Annotated in this window: 20 protein-coding genes and 1 riboswitch; of the genes, 6 read left to right on the top strand and 14 right to left on the bottom strand. The window is 74.1% G+C overall.

The features are described from left to right. Positions 1-8: 8 nt before the first annotated feature. The 4 genes from thpD to ectA all read right to left on the bottom strand — a co-directional run bounded on the left by thpD (position 9) and on the right by ectA (position 3430). Positions 9-908, bottom strand: a complete 900-nt coding sequence (gene thpD / locus WAB15_RS10750; RefSeq protein ID WP_399149967.1) for an ectoine hydroxylase — start codon at positions 906-908, stop codon at positions 9-11. Between the two features lie 95 nt (positions 909-1003). Further along, positions 1004-1414, bottom strand: coding sequence for an ectoine synthase (locus WAB15_RS10745; protein ID WP_399149968.1), 411 nt, complete (start codon positions 1412-1414; stop codon positions 1004-1006). A 49-nt stretch (positions 1415-1463) separates the two neighbouring features. Continuing rightward, positions 1464-2732, bottom strand: coding sequence for a diaminobutyrate--2-oxoglutarate transaminase (gene ectB, locus WAB15_RS10740; RefSeq protein WP_399149969.1), 1269 nt, complete (start codon positions 2730-2732; stop codon positions 1464-1466). A gap of 134 nt (positions 2733-2866) precedes the next feature. Then, positions 2867-3430, bottom strand: a complete 564-nt coding sequence (gene ectA, locus WAB15_RS10735) for a diaminobutyrate acetyltransferase (protein ID WP_399149970.1) — start codon at positions 3428-3430, stop codon at positions 2867-2869. 587 nt (positions 3431-4017) lie between these two features. Here ectA and WAB15_RS10730 point away from each other — a divergent pair. Both WAB15_RS10730 and WAB15_RS10725 read left to right on the top strand, forming a co-directional pair. Beyond that, on the top strand, positions 4018-5109 hold the full coding sequence (locus WAB15_RS10730; RefSeq protein ID WP_407289201.1) for an amidohydrolase family protein: 1092 nt from the start codon (positions 4018-4020) through the stop codon (positions 5107-5109). A gap of 419 nt (positions 5110-5528) precedes the next feature. Beyond that, complete coding sequence (locus WAB15_RS10725; RefSeq protein WP_407289200.1) at positions 5529-6515, top strand: SCO1860 family LAETG-anchored protein; 987 nt, start codon at positions 5529-5531, stop codon at positions 6513-6515. A 129-nt stretch (positions 6516-6644) separates the two neighbouring features. Here WAB15_RS10725 and WAB15_RS10720 read toward each other — a convergent pair whose 3' ends face one another. After that, positions 6645-7052 carry a 4-oxalocrotonate tautomerase family protein gene (locus WAB15_RS10720; RefSeq protein ID WP_399149971.1) on the bottom strand — a complete coding sequence of 136 codons (408 nt, stop codon included), beginning with the start codon at positions 7050-7052 and terminating at the stop codon, positions 6645-6647. 117 nt (positions 7053-7169) lie between these two features. Between WAB15_RS10720 and WAB15_RS10715 the strand changes: the two genes are divergently transcribed. Next, the gene (locus WAB15_RS10715; protein WP_407286076.1) at positions 7170-8081 is read left to right on the top strand and encodes a LysR family transcriptional regulator; all 912 of its coding nucleotides are present in this window, start codon (positions 7170-7172) and stop codon (positions 8079-8081) included. Here WAB15_RS10715 and cobC read toward each other — a convergent pair. The 9 genes from cobC to WAB15_RS10670 are packed head-to-tail and all read right to left on the bottom strand — an operon-like array spanning position 8078 to position 18006. Continuing rightward, positions 8078-9175, bottom strand: coding sequence for an Rv2231c family pyridoxal phosphate-dependent protein CobC (cobC, locus tag WAB15_RS10710; RefSeq protein ID WP_407286075.1), 1098 nt, complete (start codon positions 9173-9175; stop codon positions 8078-8080). The genes WAB15_RS10715 and cobC overlap by 4 nt on opposite strands. 2 nt (positions 9176-9177) lie before the next feature. Beyond that, on the bottom strand, positions 9178-10023 hold the full coding sequence (locus tag WAB15_RS10705; RefSeq protein WP_407286074.1) for a sirohydrochlorin chelatase: 846 nt from the start codon (positions 10021-10023) through the stop codon (positions 9178-9180). Continuing rightward, positions 10020-10628 carry a cobalamin biosynthesis protein gene (locus WAB15_RS10700; RefSeq protein ID WP_407286073.1) on the bottom strand — a complete coding sequence of 203 codons (609 nt, stop codon included), beginning with the start codon at positions 10626-10628 and terminating at the stop codon, positions 10020-10022. Before WAB15_RS10700 ends, WAB15_RS10705 begins: the two co-directional genes overlap by 4 nt. Beyond that, positions 10625-11290: a VOC family protein gene (locus tag WAB15_RS10695; RefSeq protein WP_407286072.1), complete on the bottom strand. Its 666-nt coding sequence runs from the start codon at positions 11288-11290 to the stop codon at positions 10625-10627. Before WAB15_RS10695 ends, WAB15_RS10700 begins: the two co-directional genes overlap by 4 nt. Beyond that, positions 11287-12693 carry a cobyrinate a,c-diamide synthase gene (locus WAB15_RS10690; RefSeq protein WP_407286071.1) on the bottom strand — a complete coding sequence of 469 codons (1407 nt, stop codon included), beginning with the start codon at positions 12691-12693 and terminating at the stop codon, positions 11287-11289. Before WAB15_RS10690 ends, WAB15_RS10695 begins: the two co-directional genes overlap by 4 nt. 7 nt (positions 12694-12700) lie before the next feature. Next, on the bottom strand, positions 12701-13297 hold the full coding sequence (gene cobO / locus WAB15_RS10685; protein WP_399149978.1) for a cob(I)yrinic acid a,c-diamide adenosyltransferase: 597 nt from the start codon (positions 13295-13297) through the stop codon (positions 12701-12703). After that, on the bottom strand, positions 13297-15411 hold the full coding sequence (locus tag WAB15_RS10680) for a putative cobaltochelatase (protein ID WP_407286070.1): 2115 nt from the start codon (positions 15409-15411) through the stop codon (positions 13297-13299). Before WAB15_RS10680 ends, cobO begins: the two co-directional genes overlap by 1 nt. A 49-nt stretch (positions 15412-15460) precedes the next feature. Continuing rightward, a complete protein-coding gene (locus WAB15_RS10675) occupies positions 15461-17026 on the bottom strand; it encodes a cobyric acid synthase (RefSeq protein WP_407286069.1) in 1566 nt (521 codons plus the stop codon). Continuing rightward, positions 17023-18006 (bottom strand): cobalamin biosynthesis protein, encoded by a 984-nt coding sequence (locus tag WAB15_RS10670; RefSeq protein WP_407286068.1) that lies wholly within the window; start codon positions 18004-18006, stop codon positions 17023-17025. Before WAB15_RS10670 ends, WAB15_RS10675 begins: the two co-directional genes overlap by 4 nt. A 120-nt stretch (positions 18007-18126) precedes the next feature. After that, a riboswitch (cobalamin riboswitch) is annotated at positions 18127-18277 on the bottom strand. A gap of 202 nt (positions 18278-18479) precedes the next feature. Between WAB15_RS10670 and WAB15_RS10665 the strand changes: the two genes are divergently transcribed. The 3 genes from WAB15_RS10665 to WAB15_RS10655 are packed head-to-tail and all read left to right on the top strand — an operon-like array spanning position 18480 to position 22941. Further along, entirely contained in the window at positions 18480-18920 is a 441-nt protein-coding gene (locus WAB15_RS10665; protein ID WP_399149982.1) for a hypothetical protein, read from the top strand. 5 nt (positions 18921-18925) lie between these two features. Further along, the gene (locus tag WAB15_RS10660) at positions 18926-21577 is read left to right on the top strand and encodes a caspase family protein (RefSeq protein ID WP_407286067.1); all 2652 of its coding nucleotides are present in this window, start codon (positions 18926-18928) and stop codon (positions 21575-21577) included. Further along, positions 21574-22941, top strand: a complete 1368-nt coding sequence (locus WAB15_RS10655; protein WP_407286066.1) for an extracellular solute-binding protein — start codon at positions 21574-21576, stop codon at positions 22939-22941. The genes WAB15_RS10660 and WAB15_RS10655 overlap by 4 nt, the downstream gene beginning before the upstream one ends. The last annotated feature ends 98 nt before the right edge of the window (positions 22942-23039 follow it).

Raw genomic sequence — 23039 nt, 5'->3', positions numbered from 1 at the left:
GACCATGCCTACTTCACCGGCGTGAAGTCCCGCGCCCCGATGTACTCCGGGCGCCGGACCGGAGCCGCGAACGGCTCCACCGCCGCGTTCTCCACGCTGTTGAACACGATGAAGACATTGCTGCGCGGGTACGGCGTGATGTTGTCGCCCGAGCCGTGCATGGCGTTGCAGTCGAACCACGTCGCCGAACCGGCCTTGCCGGTGAACAGCTTGATGCCGTGCGCGTCCGCCATCTTCGTCAGCGCCTCGTCCGACGGCGTGCCCGCGTCCTGCATCTGCAGCGACTTCTTGTAGTTGTCCTTCGGCGTCTCGCCCGAACAGCCCAGGAAGTGCTGATGCGAGCCGGGCATGATCATCAGGCCGCCGTTGGTGTCGTAGTTCTCCGTCAGCGCGATCGAGACCGACACGGTGCGCATGTTCGGCAGACCGTCCTCGGCGTGCCAGGTCTCGAAGTCCGAGTGCCAGTAGAAGCCGGAGGCACCGAAGCCGGGCTTCACATTGATCCGCGACTGGTGGACGTAGACGTCCGAGCCGAGGATCTGACGGGCACGGCCGACCACACGCGGGTCGGAGACCAGCTTGGCGAACACCTCGCTGATCTTGTGCACCTCGAACACGGACCGTACGCTCTGCGACTTGGGCTCGACGATGGCGCGCGGGTCGGTGCGCATCTCGGGGTCGAGTACCAGCCGGTCCAGTTCGGCGCGGTACACCGCGACTTCCTCCGCCGTCAGCAGTTCCCCGATGGCGAAGAAGCCGTCGCGTTCGAAGTCGCTCAGCTCGGACGGCGCGAAGGGGCCGGCCGCTCCGGGCTGCGACCACACCACCGGGTCCTTCCGAGGGGTGATGACCTCAGCGGTCCCACGGGTCGGGTACAGGTCGGCGGTGCGCTCGGGTGCGGTGGTCATGGTGTTGCCTTCCTCTCCTCTCGTACGGAATCTGGCTCTGCGTGCGTGTGGGTGCCTTCCTCGGCGCTGCCGGACGGGGCAGGTCGGGTGACTCCTCAGACCGCCTCGGGCTCGGGCTCGGTGAGAAGCGGGTAGACCCCGTTCTCGTCGTGGTCCTCACGGCCGGTGACCGGCGGGTTGAAGACGCACAGGCAGCGGAAGTCCTTCTTGATCCGCATGGTGTGCTTCTCGTGCCCGTCGAGGAGGTACATCACGCCGGGCGTGATGATGTGCTTCTCGCCCGTCTCGTCGTTGGTCAGCTCGGCCTCGCCCTCGACGCAGACGACGGCCTCGATGTGGTTCGCGTACCACATCGACGTCTCCGTACCGGCGTACAGGACGGTCTCGTGCAGCGAGAAGCCGACCCGCTCCTTGGCGAGCACGATGCGCTTGCTCTCCCACGTGCCGGACGCGGCCTTGACGTGGCGGTCGGTGCCTTCGATGTCCTGGAAGGATCGGACGATCACGGTGAGTCGGTGCCTTTCTGTGGAACGGTGGTGGAACTGTCCGAGGTGGTCAGGCGCAGTCGCGGACCGCGCGGGCGAGGGTGCGAAGGCCCTCGTCCAGCTCCTCGGGGGTGGTCGTCAGTGCGGGCAGCAGCTTGATGACCTCGCTCTCCGGGCCGGAGGTCTCGATCAGCAGACCCAGCTCGAAGGCGCGCTTGGCGACCTTGCCCGCGAGGGGCTTGTCGATGCACTCCAGGCCCCACACCAGACCGCGGCCGCGGTACTCGGCGATGGCCTGGGGGTGCTCCTCGACGATGGCCTTCAGGTGCGCTTCGACGATCTCACCCCGGGCGAGAGTCTGCTTCTCCATCTGGCCGTCGGCCCAGTAGGTGTCCAGCGCCGCGGCGGCGGTCACGAAGGCCGGGTTGTTGCCGCGGAAGGTGCCGTTGTGCTCGCCCGGCTCCCAGATGTCCAGCTCGGGCTTGAACAGGGTCAGCGCGAGCGGCAGGCCGTAGCCGCTGATGGACTTCGAGACGGTGACGATGTCCGGCACGATGCCCGCCTCCTCGAAGGAGAAGAAGGCACCCGTACGGCCGCAGCCCATCTGGATGTCGTCGACGATCAGCAGCATGTCCTGGCGCTCGCACAGGGCGGCCAGCTCACGCAGCCACTCGGTGCGCGCGACGTTGATGCCGCCCTCGCCCTGCACGGTCTCCACGATCACGGCCGCGGGCTTGTTCAGACCGGAGCCCTGGTCCTCCAGCAGCCGCTCGAACCACAGGAAGTCCGGGGTCTGGCCGTCGAGGTAGTTGTCGAACGGCATCGGGGTGCCGTGTACCAGCGGGATGCCGGCACCGGCGCGCTTCATGGAGTTGCCGGTGACCGCGAGGGCGCCCAGCGACATCCCGTGGAAGGCGTTGGTGAAGGACACGATCGACTCGCGGCCCTTGACCTTGCGGGCCAGCTTCAGCGCGGCCTCGACGGAGTTGGCGCCCGTCGGGCCCGGGAACATGACCTTGTAGGGCAGGTCGCGCGGCCGCAGGATGATGTTCTGGAACGACTCCAGGAACGCCCGCTTGGCCGTGGTGGACATGTCCAGGCCGTGGGTGATGCCGTCGCGCTCGATGTAGTCGATCAGGGCGCGTTTGAGCACGGGGTTGTTGTGCCCGTAGTTCAGCGAACCGGCACCGGCGAAGAAGTCGAGGTAGGTGTGCCCGTCCTCGTCGGTCAGTCGGCTGCCCTGGGCACGGTCGAAGACGGTGGGCCAGCCACGGCAGTAGCTGCGCACCTCCGACTCCACGGTCTCGAAGACGCTCAGATCGGGCTGGGTGATGGTCACAGCATGCTCCTGGGAGACGAGTGCGAAGGATGAGGAAGTCTGTGGGTGGGGGGATGGGCGGTGCCGGCGGTCTCACAGGGTGATGCCGGATCCGTGGGCCGCTGCGGCGCGCTGTCCGCGCGGCCCGGGGGGCGCTACTGCCCGGGGGCCGGTGGAGTGAACGGGCCTATGAGGTGCAGCACCTCCGGCTCGTGGCCCTGCTCGGGGAACAGCCCCGCGTCGAAGAGCACCTCGCGTCTGACGGGCACGCAGTGCCGCTCGGCGAAGGACGCGAACAGCCGGTTGGAGGCCGTGTTGTCGGGGGTGATGGTGGTCTCGACGAAGCGAATGCCCAGCTCGTCCATGGCGCGCGTGGTCAGCCCGTCCAGAAGCGCCGCCGCCAGGCCCTTGCCGCGGTGCGCGTCGTCGACGGCGACCTGCCACACCACGAGGGTCTCCGGGCGCTCGGGGCGGAGGTATCCGGTGACGAAGCCGGCCGGCTCGCCCTCCGCGTCACGGGCGACGACGGAGGTGGCGGCGAAGTCGCGACACCACAGCAGGTAGCTGTAGGACGAGTTGAGGTCCAGCACCCGCGAGTCGCGGGCGATGCGCCAGATTGCTGCGCCGTCCTCCACCCGTGGGGTGTCGAGCTTGAAGCCCTCCGGAAATTCTCCGATATCGCTGCGGGCACCTGCATGGTCTGCTTGTGCGGCGGTCATGGGAATTAAATTTACCCAGGGAAAAAGGAAATTGCATCGCGGGCAGGGGTTACGTGAGCGCTCGGGATGTGTTATCGCGCGGGGGCGCCCGGGCGCGCGATCTCGTCAAAAATTGTCCCGATTTGACCAGGAAGTTCGGGGCGAAACGGACACCCTGTGTAGTCGGTCACAGCTCCGTAACAGCCGCGAGATGCGTCCGAATTACGGTATCCGGCGCTAGCGAAATCTTGGCGTTTGAGCTGCGGAAAAGCGGGCAGAAGAATACGGGAAGCTACGCTTGCAGGGAATTGGGAATTCGCCTCCAGTGACCCTTCTGGAAGGTCAGGAAACCCGCCCGGCAAGGCCGTGGCAAGGCCTATGGCAAGGTCCGCGAGAACATGCGGCGGGTTTTGGTGAAACATCCGACGAAACGTCGGTGGAATCCGCCCCGCAGCGATCCGGCCGGGCCCGCCGCCGCGGCCCGGTGAGTCCGCCCGCCCGGCGATCGACCGCAGCTCACCCGCCCGCCCGGCAATCCACCCGGCCGATGCTCGACCACCCCGCCCCGACCGCCCGGTCGGGCCGCCTAAAGTGCCTGTATGACGTCCATGAGTGAAGGTGCGGTGCTGCACCTCAAGGGGAGGGTCCTCGTCGGGCCGGACGAGGTGCGCGACGAGGTGTGGGTCGTCGGCGGCCGGGTCACGTTCGACCGGCCGGCCCTGGCACGCGATGCCACCACGGTCCAGGGCTGGACGCTGCCGGGCCTGGTCGACGCCCACTGCCATGTGGGCCTGGACGCGCACGGCCCGGTGGACGCCGCCACCAGCGAGAAACAGGCGCTCACCGACCGTGACGCCGGCACCCTACTGATCCGCGACGCCGGCTCGCCCTCCGACACCCGCTGGGTCGACGAGCGTGACGACCTGCCGCGGATCATCCGCGCCGGCCGCCATATCGCCCGCACCCGGCGCTACATCCGCAACTACGCGCATGAGATCGAGCCCGAGGACCTGGTCGCCTACGTCGCCCAGGAGGCCCGCCGCGGGGACGGCTGGGTCAAGCTCGTCGGGGACTGGATCGACCGCTCCACCGGCGATCTCTCCGCGTGCTGGCCCCGCGGCGCGGTCGAGGCGGCCATCGCCGAGGCGCACCGGCTCGGCGCCCGGGTGACCGCCCACTGCTTCGCCGAGGACACCCTCGCCCCGCTGGTCGAGGCCGGCATCGACTGCATCGAGCACGCCACCGGACTCACCGAGGACACCATCCCGCTCTTCGCCGAGCGGGGCGTCGCCATCGTCCCCACCCTCGTCAACATCGCCACCTTCCCGCGGCTCGCGGACGGCGGCGCGGAGAAGTTTCCGCGCTGGGCGGACCACATGCGACGCCTCCACGCGCGCCGCTACGACACCGTGCGGGCCGCCTACGACGCCGGCGTGCCCGTGTTCGCGGGCACCGACGCCGGGGGTTCGCTCGCCCACGGCCTGGTCGCCGACGAGATCGTCGAGCTGACCAAGGCCGGTCTGCCCGCCGTGGCCGCGCTGTCCGCCACCACTTGGGGCGCGCGGGACTGGCTCGGCCGCCCCGGCCTCACCGAGGGCGCCTCGGCGGACCTGGTGGTCTACGAGAGCGACCCGCGCGAGGACGTACGGGTGCTGGCGGCGCCCCGCAGGGTGGTGCTGCGGGGGCAGGTCGTCGGCTAGGGACGTGTCGGAGGGCGGTGCGAGGGGCCGGGGCCGGACGGGCCTCGGCCCCTCGGCGTGCGCGGCGGCGAGACGGCGCTGCCTGCGCCACCTGCGCCACCTACGAAGTCAACGGCGTCATCGGTGGCGCCCCGACGCGGTGGGCAGGGTGAACCGCGCCCGTCAACCCGGATCATCCGGCAGGTGGGGCGGCTGTGACACAGGTGATGCAGCGTGCCGCAGGAATCGAATCAAAGCGCGAAAACCACCCATTGGGGTGAACTCACCTCACGTGGCTGCCCGTTCACCCTCGGTGCGGACACGATGTGCGGGTCGAGGTCGCCGGCCCGCGTGATGTCCCCCATCGGCGCGGTCGGCGGCTCCATCTCTCTCGTGGGGGTTCCACACACGTGTCCATCAGTCCCACCTACTTCTCCGGCATGCCCAGACGCCTCGCCGCGACCGTCGTCGCCACGGCGCTGACGGCCGGCCCCGCCGCCCTGCTCGGTGCGGCGCCCGCGCACGCCACCGGGGACCACGGCTCGACCCGCGGCACGTCCGGCGCGGTCGTGCTGCGCACCGGGCTGAACGTCGGCCTGCTCGACAAGGGGGGCGACGTCCCGCTGAACGTCGTCCTGAACGAGGTGCGCGCACCGGCCTCCGCGGAGAAGACCGCGCTCAGCGTCGACCTCGACGGGGTCGACCAGGGCAAGCCGTTCAGCGTGCTGCGCGCCGACGTCGCCACCGCACGGGCCACCGCCGACCGCCGCAAGGCCGAGGGCTACGCGAACCTGGTGCACGCCAAGGTCCGGCTGCCCGGTCTGCCGCTGCTGTCCCTGATCGAGGTCCAGCAGGTCACCGCCAAGGCGGTGTGCGAGGCGGGCGAGCGGCCCCGCGCCGAGTCCAATGTGCTGGGCGACGTCCGCGTCCTGGGCAAGAAGGTCACGCTCACGGCGGGCGGCACGACGGAGGTCAAGGTGCCGGGCGTCGGCGAGGTGCGCCTGGACCTGTCCAAGAAGAGCGTCGCGGACCGGAGCGCCGCGGCCACCGCGCTCGAACTGAACGTCGCGGTCAATCCGTTGAAGCTGAACGTCGCCGACGTGCGCGGCAAGGTCACCCTCGCCCGTGCCACCTGCACCGCCCCGCACGGCAAGACGCCCGAGCAGGGCGGCTCCGGTGGCAGCGGCGGCCCGTCGCAGCCGGGCGGCGGCAGCAAGCCCGACGGTGGCAACAAGCCGGCCGGCGGCGGCACCGAGGTGAGCCGGGCCGGCTCCGGGGCCGACTCCCCCGACCTCGCGGAGACCGGCGGCAGTTCGGTCACCCCGTACCTCGCCGGAGGCGCGGCCCTGCTGATCGCCGCGGGTGCCGGATCGACGCTCTACGCTCGCCGCCGCCGCACCGCCGCACCGCAGGGCGGTCGCGGCTGACAGCCCCGTACCCCGTGCCGGTGCTGTGGGGGCGCCGTGTGCGGGGTACGGCCCGGGGTGCGCCGTTACGTGCCGGAGGCGGCGCGTAACGGCGCACCGCGCCTGCCGTGCGGCCGGGCCGTCGGCGGCTCAGCGGGCGGCCGGCGCGTCCCCGACCCGGCGGTAGTGGTCGAACTGGGTCACTCCGTGGTAGCCGTAGCTCTCGGGGTGCAGTTCGTGCAGGGCGACCCCGGACCGGGCGAGCGGGCCGAGGATGTCCGACAGCAGCGCACCGGCCTCGGCGATGAAGGCGGCCTTCTCCGCGGCGCTGTTCGTGCCGAGGGTGATGCTCGCCTCCACGTGCGCGTCGCGGCCGCCGGTCAGGGGCCTGCCGTCGACGAAGTACCCGCCGGCCGGAACGGGGTTGACGTGGACGATGGTGCGGGCGCTCGACTTGCCCAGGACCGAGACCGCCAGCCCGGTCAGCCCCTCGGCGAGGGCGCGCTGGACATCGGTGGGGAGGTCGGGGTCGGTGACGGTCACACGGAAGTACGGCATGGCTCTCCTCGGCAGCGGCTTGCTCCGTGCCGCCCGATCGGGCGGCACGGAGCAAGCCTCGCCAACCTGGGACCATAGATCCAACGCATGGATGTCATAGCGATATGAGGCTGCCGCATGACCGTCAACCTCGCCCAGCTGAGGGCGTTCCTCGCCGTCGTCGACGCGGGCGGCTTCAGCGCGGCCGCCGCCGAACTGGGCCTGAGCCAGTCGGCGGTGTCGCACGCCGTCGCCTCCCTCGAACGCGAGCTGACCGCCCCGCTGCTGGTCCGCGCGACCCCGGTGCGGACCACGGCGCTCGGTGGGAGGGTCCTGCCGCACGCCCGTATCGCGCTGTCGGCGGCCCGGTCCGTGGAGCAGATCGCGGCCGACGCCACCGAGACCATGACCGGCACCGTGCGGCTGGCCTCCACCCCGACGGTCTGCCAGGGACTGGTCCCCGGCCTGCTGCGGCACTGGCGCGAGGACCAGCCGCGGATCACGCTGCGGGTCTTCGAGGGGGACAGCGCCGAGGTGGCGACCTGGCTGGAGGAGGGGACGGCCGATGCCGCCGTCCTGATCGACCCCCCGCCCGGCCCCGGCATCCAGCTCGCCATGGACGGCTACCGGGCCCTGCTGCCGCGCGACCACCCCCTCGCGGACGAGCCGGCCGTCGACATCCGCGACCTGGAGGACGACCAGTTCCTGATCTCGCCCAACGGCTGCGAGGCCCGCATCCGCACGATCCACCGCCTGGCCGGGCTGCGCTTCACCCCCGCGCACCGGGTACGGGACCTGGCGACCCTGATCAGCATGGTGCAGGCCGGTATCGGCGTGACCGTGCTGTCGGAGGTCTCCCGCTCGCTGATCCCCCCGGACCTGGTGCTGCTGCCGCTGCAGCCGCAGACCTCGCGCCGCCTGGTACTGACCGGACCGCACTCCCGCCCCTGGCACCCGGCGGTGCGCACCCTGGCGGAGTCGGCCGCCGGCCATCTGGCCCGCACCGCCGCCGCGCCGTCCGGGCCGGAGCAGCTCGCGCACACCCCCTAGACCCGCCCGAGGACCTCCGCCAGCGCCGCGGCGAACCGGTCCGTCGTCGCGCGGTCCCGTACCGCCAGCCGCAGCCAGTCCGGGCCCAGCCCGGGGAAGGTGTCGCCGCGGCGCACCGCGAAGCCGCGCTCCCGCAGCCCGGTCCGTACCTCCGCCGCCCCCGGCAGTCGGATCAGCACGAACGGGCCCGCAGCCGGGCCGGCCACCCGGATCTGCCCGAACTCGCCCAGCCGGGCCAGCAGATGGGCCCGGTCCGCGGCGATCTCCTCGGCCGCCGCGGCGGCCTCCGCCAGCGCCTCGGGCGCGCAGCACGCCTCGGCGGCGGCCAGCGCCGGGCTGGAGACCGGCCACAGCGGCTGCGCCCGCTCCAGGGTGGCAATGGTGTCCTCGGCGGCCAGCACATAGCCGATCCGCAGCCCCGCCAGCCCCCAGGTCTTGGTGAGGCTGCGCAGCACCACCAGCCCCGGCAGATCCGTGCGCCCGGCCAGCGACTCCCGCTCGCCGGGCACCGCGTCCATGAACGCCTCGTCCACCACGAGCGTCCGGCCCGGCCGCGCCAGCCGTGCCAGTACCGCCGCGGGGTGCAGGACGGACGTCGGATTGGTGGGGTTGCCGACGACGACCAGATCCGCGTCCCGCGGCACCGCGTCCGGATCCAGCCGGAAGCCGTCCCGTTCGTCGAGCAGCACCCGCCCGACGTCGTACCCGGCGTCCCGCAGCGCCGCCTCCGGCTCGGTGAACTGCGGATGCACCACCACCGGCCGACGGGCCGGCAGGGCCCGCGCGATCAGCACGAACGCCTCCGCGGCGCCCGAGGTCAGCAGCACCCGCTCGGCGGGCAGCCCGTGCCGCGCGGCGATCGCGCGGCGCGCCGCCCGCCCGTCCGGGTAGGCGGCGAGGCCGTCCAGGGACGCGGCGATGCGGTCCTTGAGCCAGGCCGGGGGAGTGCCGGTGCGGACGTTGACCGCCAGATCCGTCAGCCCGGCGTCCGCGCCCCGCACCTCGGCGTCGCCGTGATGCCGCAGATCGGGCTCGGGCGCCGGGTCGGCCGGGCCGGACTCCCGCAGCCGTACCGACTCGGTGGACGCGGGCATGCTCACCGGTCCCCGGCGCGCGCCGCCACCGCGGCGCCCGGCCACGCCGCGCCGCCCGCGACCGTCTCGCGGTAGCGCTCCATGACCACCTCGGCCACCTCGTCGCCGGTGCCGATCGCCTGCGCGCCGTACACCTCGATGTCGGGGTACGCCGCGGCCCAGCCCTCGGTCTGCATGCACAGCCGCTCGAACAGGCCGCCGGGGAAGAAGAAGTACGGCAGGACCACGATCCGGTTCGCGCCGTCCGCTCCGGGGGCGGCCGCGGCCAGTGCCCGGCACCGGTCCAGGCCCGCCGGCACATCGGGCGCCGCCTGCTGGACGAACGCGGTCTCCACGCCGGCGAAGCCGCGCCCCTCCCACAGCAGTCGCGCGGCGCGGGCGACCTCGGCGTTGACGTAGGGATCGTTCGACCCGCGCCCCACCAGCAGCACCGTCGTACGGGCCCGGTCCTGGGGCCGGCGGGCGCCGCCGCCCAGCGCGTCGTCCATCCGCTGCTCCAGCACCTCCAGCAGCCGGGGGTGCGGGCCCGGCTCGGCGCTGCTGGCGAAGCCGACTCCCGGGTGGCGCGCGGCCGCCCGTTCCAGTGCCTCGGGCAGCGTCGGACCGCCCGACCCGGTAGGCGTCAGCAGCAGCGGTACGGCGGCGACGCGGGTCGCGCCCCGCTCGGCCAGCTCGTCGACGGCGTCGTCCAGCGGCATCGGCGCGTCCGTCGGACCGAAGAACCCGCCGGCGACGGGCACGTCGGGGTGGCGCGTGCCGAGCAGGCGCACCAGGCTGCTCAGGGCCTCGGCCCCGTCCTCGTCACGGGTGCCGTGACCGGCGATGAGCAGTGCGGGAGGGGTGGTCACTGATTCTCCTTGGTGCCGGTGGTTTCGCCGTCGGGTGCTTCGTCGCCGATGACCCCCGTCCGCCGGCCCGGGCCACGGCGGGGCGGGGCGAGGGAGGTCATGACGATATCGGCACCCGTGATCGGGGCGGCTGCCGCTCCCTCCCTACCAGCGGTAAGCGCACCGTTCTCTGTTACTGCCGGCGCCGCGAGCGCGCAGGTGGCACGGGCCGGCCGTCCGGGCGGCGCCGACTTCCGCTTGCCGGCGACCAGTTCGGCGCCCGGCCCCGCGGCCAGCAGCGCGGCCGCCTCGGCCACGCTCGGCGTGCCGACGGCGGCGGCCGCGGCCGGGGACGGATCCGGTACCCGTACGGCCGCCAGCGCCGCCGCCGGGAACGACAGCAGCGGCACCCCGAGCCGGTGCGCCGCCCCGGTCAGACCCGGCTCGGCGGCCTTGGTGGCCACCGTCGCCAGCGCCGCGACCGGCCGGTCCGCCTGCCCCGCCGCCGCCCGCGTGGCCGTGATCAGGTCCAGGACCTCGCCGACCGGGACGCCGCGGCTCGCGCCCACACCGGCGATCAGGGGCGCACCGGTCCCGCCGGCGACGTCGGCCGTACCGCGCTTCACCGCGCGACGGCTCCCCGCCCGAAGACCACCGGGCCGTGCCGCCCCTCCAGGACGGCGGTCAGCTGCCCGGCGGGTCCGGCGGCGATCGGCTCGCCCGGCCACCGGACGCCGAGCGCCGCCAGCTCGTCCCGGGCCGCGGCGGGCTCGGGGTGCGTGGCGCCGAGCGAGACCAGCGGCACCACCGGCAGGGCGCGGGAGGGATGCGGGGTCTCGCCCCAGTCGAGCAGGAAGGGCGTCAGGCCCTCCCCGGGAGACGTCAGCTGCCAGGCGATCCGGCCGCCGTCCGGGGTCCGCCGGGCCATCGCCACCGGATCGCCCGGGTCGTACCCGCGGGCCCGTGCCGCGGCGACCCGGGCGGCGATCCCGGTGACGCGGACGGCCCAGGTGACCAGCCGCGGCCCGGTCAGCGCGTCGACGCCGAACCACCGCGGCCCGTCCGGCGCGGGCTGCTCCGGGTCGGGTCCGATGATCTCGAAGTACGCCCCGCCGCCCAGGCCCAGCAGCTCGTTGCGGGTGCCCCGCCCCGGATGGCTGCCGCCGCGCACCGGCCGTACCCCGGTCAGTTCGCAGACCTCGGCGACCGTGGCCTCCAGGTCGGGCGTGGCGTAGACGAGATGGTCGAGAACGGCGGGCGCCCCGGCCGCACCGACGGTGCCCGTCATCGGACGGCGCCCTGTGCCGTCGCGCCCCGGGTCGCGCTCCGTGCCAGCCGGGCGGCCAGCGACGGCTCCGCCGCCCAGTGCACATGCAGATACGACGCATGTACCCCGCCCGTCACGAAGCCCTCCACGCGCCGCTCGGGGTGGGTCAGCCCCCACGCCGGCTCCGCGCCCGCGCCCGGCTCCAGGACCGTGCGGTGGAACTCATGGCCGCGCACCCGTGTCCCGGCCGTGGCCAGCGCATTGTCCCGAAGCGCCACCGCCTCCCGGTAGCCGAGGGTCAGCCGCTCGGTCATCCGGGCCTCGGCGGGCAGCACCCCGCACATCGGCTTCCCGTCGATCGCGCGGGAGAGGTACAGCAGCCCGGCGCACTCGGCGGACACCGGCGCCCCGGAGGCGGCCAGCTCGGCCACCGCGGCGCGCAGCGGGGCGTTCGCCGACAGATCCGGCGCGTACACCTCGGGGAAGCCACCGCCGATCACCAACCCGTCGGTGCCGGGCGGCAGTCGTTCGTCCCGCAGCGGGTCGAACGGGGCCACCTCGGCGCCCGCGGCGGCCAGCAGCTCGGCGTGCTCGGCGTAGGAGAAGGTGAACGCGGCGCCGCCGGCCACGGCGATCAGCGGCTTCGCGGCGCCGGCCGCCGCCGGCTCCGTGCTCGCAGCCGCCACCTCCGCCGCCGGATCCCACGGCGCGTCCGGCAGCTCCGGCACCGTATGGGCCAGCGCCAGCAGCGCCTGGAGGTCGCAGCCCGCGCGCACCCGTGCGGCCAGTTCGCGCACCGACTCCAGCGCCTCGGCCCGCCGTTCGGCGACCGGCACCAGCCCCAGATGCCGCGACGGCGTACCGGCCCGCCCGTCGCGGCGCAGCGCACCCAGCACCGGCACCCCGGACGAGTCCATCGCCTCGCGCAGCAGCTGCTCATGGCGGTCCGAGCCGACCTTGTTGAGGATCACCCCGGCCAGCCGCACCTCCGGGTCCCAGGACGCGAAGCCGTGCACCAGCGCGGCCACCGACCTCGACTGCGAGGAGGCGTCCACCACCAGCACCACCGGCGCCCGCAGCAGCTTCGCCACCTGCGCCGTCGAGGACAGCTCGCCCCTCCCCGACGCCCCGTCGAACAGCCCCATCACGCCCTCGACGAGCGCGAGATCGGCGCCCGCCGCGCCGTGCAGGAACAGCGGTGCGATCCGGTCGGGACCGCACAGGTAGGCGTCCAGGTTGCGGCCGGGGCGGCCGGTCGCCAGGGAGTGGTAGCCGGGGTCGATGTAGTCGGGACCCACCTTGTGCGGCGACACCGTGAGCCCGGCCTCGGCGAACACCGCCATCAGGCCGGTGGCCACCGTCGTCTTGCCCGCGCCCGACGACGGCGCGGCGATCACCAGCCGCGGAATCGACCCGTTGCTCATGCCCGGCTCACCATTCGATGCCCCGCTGGCCCTTCTGACCCGCGTCCATGGGGTGCTTGACCTTCGTCATGTCCGTCACCAGGTCGGCGAAGTCCAGCAGCGCCTCGGGGGCGTCGCGCCCGGTGATGACGACATGCTGCGTACCGGGGCGGTCGCGCAGCACCGACACCACCTCCTCGGTGTCGATCCAGCCCCACTTCAGCGGGTAGGCGAACTCGTCGAGCACCAGCAGTTTGTAGGTCTCCGCGGCGAGGTCCCGCTTGACCTGCTCCCAGCCCTCGCGCGCCGCGTCCTCACTGGAAGCGATGTCGCGCTGCACCCAGGACCAGCCCTCGCCCATCTTGTGCCAGGCGACGGTGCCGCCCTCGCCGGATTCGCCGAGCACCTTCAGTGCCCGCTCCTCGCCGACCTTCCACTTCGCCGACTTCACGAACTGGAACACCCCGACCGGCCAGCCCTGGTTCCAGGCGCGCAGCGCCAGCCCGAAGGCGGCGGTGGACTTGCCCTTGCCCTGGCCGGTGTGGACGAAGACCAGCGGACGGTTGCGGCGCTGGCGGGTGGTGAGCCCGTCGTTCGGTACGACGGACGGCTGTCCCTGCGGCATTACGCGGCCTTCCTGTTGGCGTGATCGGTCCTGTTGCCCTGCACGGTCCGTACGAGCGCGGAGACGCTGTCCGCGCGCAGCTCGTCGAGGGTGACGGCCGTGCCCTGCAGCTCCCGGGCCAGTTCGCCCGCGAGCCCCAGCCGCACCGGGCCCGCCTCGCAGTCCACGACCACCGAAGCGGTGCCCTCGGCGGCCAGCAGCCGGGCGGCCCGGGTGGCCCGCGCGACCGGGTCGGGGCCGCCGGTCGCCCGCCCGTCGGTGACGACCACCAGCAGCGGGCGGCGCGAGGCGTCCCGCATCCGCTCCACCCGCAGCACCTCGTGGGCCCGCAGCAGCCCCTCCGACAGCGGCGTCCGGCCGCCCGTCGGCAGTTGCTCCAGGCGCGCGGCACCGGCCTCGACCGATGACGTCGGGGGCAGCGCCAGGTCGGCGCCGGCGCCCCGGAAGGTGATCATGCCGATCTTGTCGCGGCGCTGGTAGGCGTCGAGCAGCAGCGAGAGCACCGCGCCCTTGACCGCGCTCATCCGCTTGCGCGCCGCCATCGAACCGGACGCGTCCACGACGAACAGCACGAGATTGCCCTCGCGGCCCTCGCGCACCGCCTCGCGCAGATCGTCCCTGCGCACGACCAGGCCGCTGCCCCGCCGCCCGCGCGCGTGCTGGTGCGGGGCCGCGGCCTGCACGGTCGCGGCCAGGTGCAGCTTGCCCAGGGCGCCCCGGGGGCGGCGGGCACCGGTCGTCCGGCCATGTGCCGTACGGGCCCGGGAGCGGCGGCCGTCGGCGCCCTCGCCCAGGCCCGGTACGTCCAGCCGGCGCGTCCGGAACGGCTCGGTGGCCCCGACGGCCGGCCTCTCACCGGCCGCGCCCGCCTGCGGCCGGGGCTCGGGCTCGGACTTCTCGGGAGCCTCGGGTGCCTGCGGGGCCTCCCGCTCCTGCTGGTGCGGCAGTTCGGTCCCCGGAGGCTGCGGCGACTCCTGCGGCCCGCCCTCCCGCGGCGGCGGCGCCCCGCCCGGACCGCCCCCGTCGGGACCGTCGTCCGGACCGTCCGGCTCCGGATCGTCCTCGCCGTCCGCGCTCTCGTCCGCCCCGCCGAACTCCTCCAGCGTCCGGTCGAGCTTGTCCTCGTCCAGGCCGGGGGCGTCGAACGGATTGCGGCGCCGGCGGTGCGGCAGCGCCAGCAGCGCCGCCTGCCGGACGTCCTCCTCCTCGACGTCCGTGCGCCCCGCCCACGCGGCCAGCGCCGTGGCGGTGCGCGCCATCACGATGTCCGCGCGCATCCCGTCCACCTCGAAGGCGGCACAGGTCGCCGCGATCTGGCGGAGCGCCGCGTCCCCCAGCACCACGCTCGCCAGCAGCTCCCGGGCGGCGCCGATGCGCCCGCGCAGCGCCTCCTCCTCGGCCGCCCAGCGCGCCGCGAAGCCGGCCGGGTCGGCGTCGTAGGCCAGCCGCCGGCGGACCACCTCCACCCGCTGCTCCGGCTCGCGCGAGGCCGCGACCTCGACCGTGAGCCCGAACCGGTCCAGCAACTGCGGCCGCAGCTCGCCCTCTTCGGGGTTCATGGTCCCCACGAGCAGGAAGCGGGCCGCGTGCCGTACGGAGACGCCCTCGCGCTCGACGTAGGAGGCGCCCATGGCCGCGGCGTCCAGCAGCAGGTCCACCAGGTGGTCGTGGAGGAGGTTGACCTCGTCGACGTACAGGATGCCGCGGTGCGCGTCCGCCAGCAGCCCCGGCTCGAAGGCCTTCACGCCCTCCGACAGGGCCCGCTCGATGTCCAGCGCGCCGACCAGCCGGTCCTCGGAGGCGCCGACCGGCAGCTCGACCATGCGCGTCGGGCGGTGCTCGACGGCGCCCGGCTCGTGCGGCCCGTCAGGGCAGCCGGGGTCGGGGGCGGCGGGAGCGCAGGCGAAGCGGCAGCCGCCGACCACGTCGACGGCCGGCATCAGAGCCGACAGCGCGCGGACCGCGGTGGACTTGGCGGTGCCCTTCTCGCCGCGTACCAGCACACCGCCGACCGCGGGGCTCACCGCGTTCAGCAGCAGCGCGAGCCGCAGGTCGTCCATCCCCACGACCGCGGTGAAGGGGTACTGCGGGGTCGTGTTGTGCACCGTTGTCATGCCTTGTCATCCTCCACGTCGCCGGCCCGATCCGTCCCATGCGTACCCCTCATGGCGCCCCCGGAGGCACGAACGGCAGCCCCTCCGGCACCCCTTCCTCGATCAGCCGGAGCAGCGCGTCGGTGTCCGCGTGCTCCTCGATCAGATCGCCCAGCCGGTCCAGCTGCTCCTCGCGCAGACCGGCGAAGCTCGTGTCGGGGGCCGGGACGAAGGCCCGCCCCGCGTCCGCCGCCACCCGCCGCAGGAACGCCCGGCGGAAGCCGTCGCTCTCCAGCGAGCCGTGCCAGTGCGTGCCCCATACGGAGCCGACCCGGCAGCCGTCGAGGCCGTGCCCTCGGCCATCGGACATGAACGCCTCGTCGCCGCCGGTCACTTCGGCGACGCCGTGGTGGATCTCGTACCCCTCCACCGGCTCGCCCAGCGCCACGCCGGCCGGCCGCGCGAGGGTCTTCTCCGCCGCGAACCGCACCCGTACGGGCAGCAGTCCCAGTCCTTCGACCGTGCCCGCCCTCGACTCGACCTCGTCCTCGATGCGCTCGCCCAGCATCTGGAAGCCGCCGCAGATACCCAGCACCGGGCGGCCCTCGGCGGCCCGCCGGACGATCGCGTCCGCGAGGCCGCGCTCGCGCAGCCACGCAAGCGCCCGGACGGTGCCCCGGGTCCCCGGCAGCACCACCAGATCCGCGTCGGCCAGTTCCTCGGCCCGGTCCACGAACCGCACCACCACGCCCGGTTCGGCGGCCAGCGCGTCCACGTCCGTGAAGTTCGACATCAGCGGGACGGCGGCGACCGCGACCCGCAGCACATCGGCGCCGTGCGGCGGCGCCACCACGCTCTCGCGGACCGCACCGCGCAGTGAGAACCGCAGGCCGTCCTCCTCGTCGATGCCCAGCCCGTGCGCGAACGGCAGCACGCCCAGCGTCGGCCGCCCGCTCAGACGCCGCATCATCTCCAGGCCGGGCTCCAAAAGCGTCACATCGCCCCGGAACTTGTTGACGAGGTACCCCGCCACCAGCGCCTGGTCCTCCTTCGACAGCAGCGCGGTGGTGCCGAAGAAGGACGCGAACACCCCGCCGCGGTCGATGTCGCCGACCACGACGACCGGTATCCGGGCGGCCCGGGCGATGCCCATGTTGACGATGTCGGTGCGCCGCAGGTTGATCTCGGCGGGGCTGCCGGCGCCCTCGCAGATCACCGCGTCATGGGTACGCCGCAGCTCGGCCAGGCAGTCGGTCACCGTGCCGAGCAACTGCTCCTGCCGGCCCGCGTGGTAGCCGCGGGCACTGAGCTCGCCGACCGGCTTGCCCAGCAGCACCACCTGGCTGCTGCGGTCGCCGCCCGGCTTGAGCAGCACGGGGTTCATCAGCGCGGTCGGCTCCACCCGCGCCGCGGCGGCCTGCATCGCCTGGGCCCGGCCGATCTCCGCGCCCTCGCGCGTGACGAACGAGTTCAGCGACATGTTCTGCGCCTTGAAGGGCGCCACCCGCACGCCCTGGCGCACCAGCCAGCGGCAGATCCCCGCCGTCACCACGCTCTTGCCGGCGTCCGACGTCGTACCGGCCACCAACAGGCCCCCGCCGACGGTCCCGCCGGACACCTTGCTCCGCCCGTTCACCGGCTCTTCCTCCCGCTCCCGCGGCGCGCCGCGCTCCTGTGGGACACCGCGCCCGCCACCAGCCGCCCCGCCACCGTCGTCGCCAGCGCCAGCGCGCTCACCTTCCGCGACAGCCGTACCGCCCGCTCGATGTCGCCCGCCGCGACCGGCCGCGCCCCGCCGTTGAGCACCGGGCGGTGCTCGACCCGCCCGCCGTACGCCAGCGTGCCGCCCAGTCGGACGCCCAGCGCACCCGCGAACGACGCCTCCACCGGGCCCGCGTTGGGGCTCGGGTGCGCCCCGCCGTCCGCCCGCCAGGCCCGCAGCGCGCCGCGCCGGTCGGGGCCGGCGAGCACGGCCAGGGTGGCCGTCAACCGGGAGCCGGGCCAGCCGGCGAGGTCGTCGAGCCGGGCCGAGGCCCAGCCGAAGCGGCGGTGGCGCGGCGACTTGTGACCCACCATCGCGTCCAGCGTGTTCACCGCCCGGAACGCCACCAGGCCGGGCACCCCGCCGAGCGCGCCCCACACCAGGGCGCCCACCACCGCGTCCGAGGTGTTCTCGGCGACCGACTCCACCACCGCGCGGGCCAACTGGGGCCCGTCCAGCGCCTGCGGATCGCGCCCGCACAGATGCGGCAGCCGCTCCCGCGCCACGTCCAGATCGCCCGCCGTGAGCGCTCCGCCGACGGCGCGTGCCTCCCGGCCCAGCGAGGTGCCGCCCAGCACGGCCCAGACCGTCGCCGCGGTCAGTGCGACCCGGGCGCCGCGGGAGCGTCCCGCGGCGCGCTGGAGCAGGGCGGCTCCGGCGGCCGCACCGCCCGCGCACAGCACGGCATGTGCCGCGCCGTACCCGCGGTGGTCGCGCCACAGCCGGCGCTCCACGGCGCCCGCGGCCCGGCCGAACGCGGCCACCGGATGGCCGCGCCGCGGATCCGCCGCGATCAGGTCGGCGAGGAAGCCCAGGGCCGCGCCGCACGCGTATCCCGCGTGTTCGCCGCGCATCGGGTCAGACCGCCGGAAGGGGCCCTGTGGGGCCGTGCAGTGGTGCTCTCGAAGGGCAGCCGGGCATGGCGGTATGTCCTCACTCAGGGTCCGCGCCCTGGCTCGACGTGACGGCGACAAGAGTCTCCTGGCTCCCGGATCGGCGTGGCCCCCGGCCTTCCAGTCCTGGTACGCCGTCAGACGTACGCGAGGCGGACCGTGGCCTTCGCTGGAGGAACGCTCCCCGGTGACAGTGGCGGGACCGCGCCGGATTCTCACCGGACTTCCTCATCTGTCGCCGATTGGCTCCGGCAGTCCACCACGCCCCGCGAACGCCCGTCAACTCATCCTTGACCTGCGACGCTGCCCCGTGGCAGGCGCTGTGGCACACGCCACAGGGTGGCGGCCGCGTCACAGACGGTTGCCTGAGCCCCTGATCCCACGTCACTATCTGTTGCACGGGGGCGAAGGGGCCGCCGGAAGGGGGCTGGGGGATGCCGGAGAGCGCCGGTCATCACGAGATCCGCATCAGGATCACGGGGACGAACAATCCGCAGCAGGACATCGACGACCTCCAGGTGTGGCTGGAGCGCGAACCCTGGCTGAGCCGCCGGGACCACACGTGGGAGCAGCGGCCGCGCCCCGCCCAGGACGCGGCCGGCACGGACGGCGCCGCCGCGGCCGGCCCCGGCGACATGGCCGTGGGAGTGGACGACCTGATCCTGGTGATCGTCGGCGCGGTCGCCGCCGAGGTCACGAAGGGGCTGGGCATCGCCCTGCGGGAGTGGCTGCGGCGCCGCAAGGAGGAGCGGGCCGAGGGCGAGGCGCCCGCCGTCGACGCCGGCACGGGCGGTGAGCTGCAGGCGGTCGGCGACACCGACCGCCCCGATCCGGGCGGACCGGCACGTGAGGGCGGCAGCACCGGCGAGGGCTGACCCGGATGTCCGAATACGACGCGCGGGGAAAGATCAACCGGGCGCTGCTGGTCTGTGTCCATGACTACACGACCCTGACCGGCCTGCCGGCGGTGGAGGACAACGCCACCGAGCTGCGGCGGGCGCTGACCGCCACGGACCTGTTCACCGCCGACGAGGTCGAGCTCTGCCGCCCCGCGGAGCCCTGGGAGCTGGGGCAGGCCCTCAAGGCCGCCGCCGACGAGGCCCGCGGTCTGCTGCTGGTGCACTTCTCCGGCCACGGCCGGGTCGGCAGCGACGGCGGCGATCTGCAGCTGATGGTCGGCGCCTCGGTGCCCCGGCAGAGCCACACCACCGTCTCCTGGCAGGACATGGTGCTCTCCTGCCTCGACAACGCGCGGGCCGAGCGCATCGTGATCGTCCTGGAGTGCTGCTACGCCGGCAACGCCGACGGCGCCTTCCACTCCCTGCGCAAGCCCGTGTCGCTGCTGATGGCCGCCCAGCCCAACCGCCGGATCTTCAGCGGCGACGAGCCGGCCGGCGGCAGCCTCTTCACCCGCGCCGTGGTGGAGGTCCTCGAACGCGGCATCCCCGGTCGGCGCTTCGTCGCCTTCGAGGACCTCGTACGGGAGCTGCGCACCCGGCTCGCCGACGAGCGGACCCCGATGGGGGACGTCTGGGAGCCGCGCTCCGCGAAGCAGAACACCCTCGACGACGTCATCCTGTCCTTCGCCACCCCCGAGGCCCGGCTGCCGACGCCGCCGCGGGTCCGTTTACGCCGCTGGTTCAACCGGCACATCCGGGCCCGGATGCGGCTCCTGCTCGCGCTGTGCACGGTCCTCGCGCTCACCGCCGCCACGCTGGTCACCGTGCACGCGCTGCGCCCGCCGCCGGACTGCCCGCCCGCCCTCGAACTGCGGCTGCTCACCGCCCCGGAGGCCGAACCGACCCTGCGCCAGGCCGCCTTCGGGTACGAGATGTCCGAGCTCAACACCCGCCCGCTGCACGGCGAGGACGATCTGCCCGCGGGCTGCCGGCGCGCCCAGATCACCGTCTACTCCGCCGCCAAGGACCAGGTCGACCAGGGCTTCGCCGCCGCCGACCGCTGGCAGGGCCAGGCCCAGGGCACCGGCAAGGACCTCCAGGACGCCAAGGGCACCGACCCCCTCTACCGGCCGGGACCCCAACCCGACCTGTGGGTCCCCGAATCCACCGCCGACTACGAGGAGGCCCGTCGCGGTATGCCGCCCACCGGATCCCCCGCGACCCTGCACAACACCGGCCCGGTGGCCTACAGCCCGCTGGTCGTCGGCATCCCGGCCACCGAACGGCTCGCCGACGTCGAACCGGTCGGCGCCTCCTGGCAGGAACTCCTCACCGGCACCGACAGCGCACACCGCGACCTGCGTCTCCTGCGCCCCAGCCCGGTGCTCTCCGGCACCGGACTGCTGCACACCATCGGCCTCTACCTCGCCAACGACGGCTCGCACATCGACGCGTCCGGCGCCCCCGACCCCGCCCTCGCCGAGAGCGCCGAGCAGCGGCTCTCCGCCCCGGGCAGCCAGTACGCGGGCAGCACCGAGCTGCTGTGCTCGCTGCGCCCCGACGCCGCCGGCGGCACCCCCGGCAGCGGACGCGCCGCCCGCTCGGCGCCGCTGGTCTCCGAGAAGTCCCTCGCCGACTTCAACCTCGGCCACGCCATCGGCGGCTGCCCCGCCCTGGGTTCCCCACCGCCGCCCGGCGACCGCTTCGCCGCCTACTACCCCAGGAACGTCCCGGCCCTGGACCACCCGCTGATCCGGGTCGACTGGCACGGCGCCGGGGACGCCGCCCCCCGGCAGGCCGCCGCCGACCGCTTCGCCGACTGGCTGCGCGCCCCGGACGGCGGCCAGCGCGTCCTCACCGCGCACGGCTACCGCGCGGTGCCCGGCAAGGACGGCACGGTGCCCGCGCCCGCCGCGAACTCCCCGCTGCGCAGCAGCCGCGCCAACACCGACCTCGACGCCCCGGTCATCCCCTTCACGGCCGGCGCCGACCAGGTCGCCCGGGTGCTGGACGGCTACGACCGGGCGCAGAAGTCCAGCCGGCTGCTGATCCTGATGGACGCCTCCACCTCGATGGCCGACGGCGGCAAGCTCCCCGTCGCCCTCGGCGCGGCCGGGCGGGTCCTGGAGATGGTCGGCGACCGCCACACCTACGGCCTGTGGACCTTCCCGGACCGCGCGCACCCGGGTGATCCGGCGGCGGTGCGCCGGGCCGTTCCGCTCGGCACCGCCGCCCCGGCGCCCGGTAAGGCCGCACTGGACCGGATCGCCAAGGGGGGAGCGGACGCGCTGGTCGAGCACGGCGCCGCGATGGAGGAGGCGCTGACCGTCGCCGTACGGGAGATGAAGAAGTCGGCCGTCAGCAATCAGGCCATCGTGCTCATCATGGACGAGGACGACGGCGGGCCCGGGCGCGCGGCGGGTGTGGAGCGCACCCTGACCGCGCTGCTGAAGAGGCAGCCCGCGGTGCCGGTCCTGACGCTGGTGATGGGCCGGTCCGGCTGCGACACCTTCGTCCTCCAGGGACTGGCCGGCGCCTCGAAGGGGCAGTGCGTGCCCGGCGGTCCGCAGGCCCCCGACCTGCTGGCCGGACTGGTCGCCTCCGTCGGCACCGCGGGCAGGGAGGACCGGTGAGGACGCCGCGCGGCGCGCTGCCGGCCACCCTGTTGTGCCTGACGCTGACGGCGGCGGTCGGCGGCTGCGCGTCGGGCCCGGAGCCCGGCCCCGAGAAGGGGCCGATCGTCTTCGCCACCGGCAGCGACCTCAGCAGTACGGGCGTCCGCCAGGACCTCATCGAGGCCTTCGAGCGGCGCACCGGCCGCTCGGTGCGGATCGTCAAGCTCCCCGACACCGCCGACGGCCAGCGCAGCCAGCTGCTGGCCGCCGGCCAGTCCGGCAACAGCGACTACGACGTGCTCAACCTCGACGTGGCCTGGACCGCGGAGTTCGCCGAGGCGGGCGTCATCCGCCCCTGGGGCACGGCCCTGGACGGCGACTTCCTCGACAGCGTGGTCAAGACCGTCGACCACGACGGCAAGATCTGGGGTGTCCCCTTCAACAGCGACGCCGGGCTGCTGTACTACCGCAAGGACCTCCTCCACGAATACGGCTATGACCAACCGCCCGCCAACTGGGGCGAGCTGAAGAACGTGGCCGGCCAGGTGGCCGACGCCTACAACCGCCGGCTCGCCCGCGAGGGCAAGGGCGCCAAGGCCCCCAAGATGTACGGCATGGTCGCCCAGTTGCGGCCCTACGAGGGGCTGACCGTCAACACCCTGGAGTCCGCCTGGGCCAACGGCGGCGACCCGGACGCCCCGAGCTTCACCAAGGGCGAGCAGGTCGGCGCGCTCCAGCAGGGCGTCGCCGACGTCAAGGACCGGCTCGACTCGATCATGCCGCACGAGGCCACGGCGATGGACGAGACGGAGAGCCGCCGCTGGTTCGCCGACGGCCGCGCCCTGTTCATGCGCAACTGGCCGGTGGAGTACGCCTCGGTCGCCGAGAAGCTCACCCCCGGCAAGCAGTTCGCGGTCGCCGAGCTGCCGGCCCGCCCCACCGACGGCAAGCGGATGTCCGTCCTGGGCGGGCAGAATCTGGCGATCTCCGCCGGCAGCCGCCGGCCGGCCGGGGCGCGGGCCCTGATCGAGGCGCTGACCAGCCCCGGCAGCGAACGCTGTCTGCTGGAGCGGGGGTTCGCCGCGACCCGCGACTCGTCGTACCGGGAGGCGGCCAAGGCGCCCGCCTGCCCGCTGCCGCCCGAGCGCGGTGAGCACGGCACGGGGCGGCGGGCGCCGTGGCCCGGTCAGGAGCCGCCGTACACCCGGACGCTGTACGCGGCGCTGCGGGCGGCCCAGCCCCGTCCGCGCAGCGCCCACTACCAGACCTTCAGCAAGGTCGTGCAGATCCGGGTGTCCGAGTACCTCAACAGCCGCGGCGGTACTGCGATCGCCGACGCGCTGGCCCGCGAGGCCGACGAGGCGCTCAGCGGGCGGGGGTGATCCCCGCGCCCGGGGCCCGGCCCCGTGGGCCGGCACAGCACGAGGCGCCCGGTGGAACGCGGCGGCAGCCGCCTTCCACCGGACGCCTCGTGTCGTCC

The organism is Streptomyces sirii, assembly GCF_045690365.1.
In the GTDB taxonomy this organism is placed as follows: Bacteria; Actinomycetota; Actinomycetes; order Streptomycetales; family Streptomycetaceae; genus Streptomyces; species Streptomyces sirii.
The sequence above is the reverse complement of the archived record's forward strand: the minus strand, read 5'-3'. Positions and strand labels throughout refer to the sequence as shown.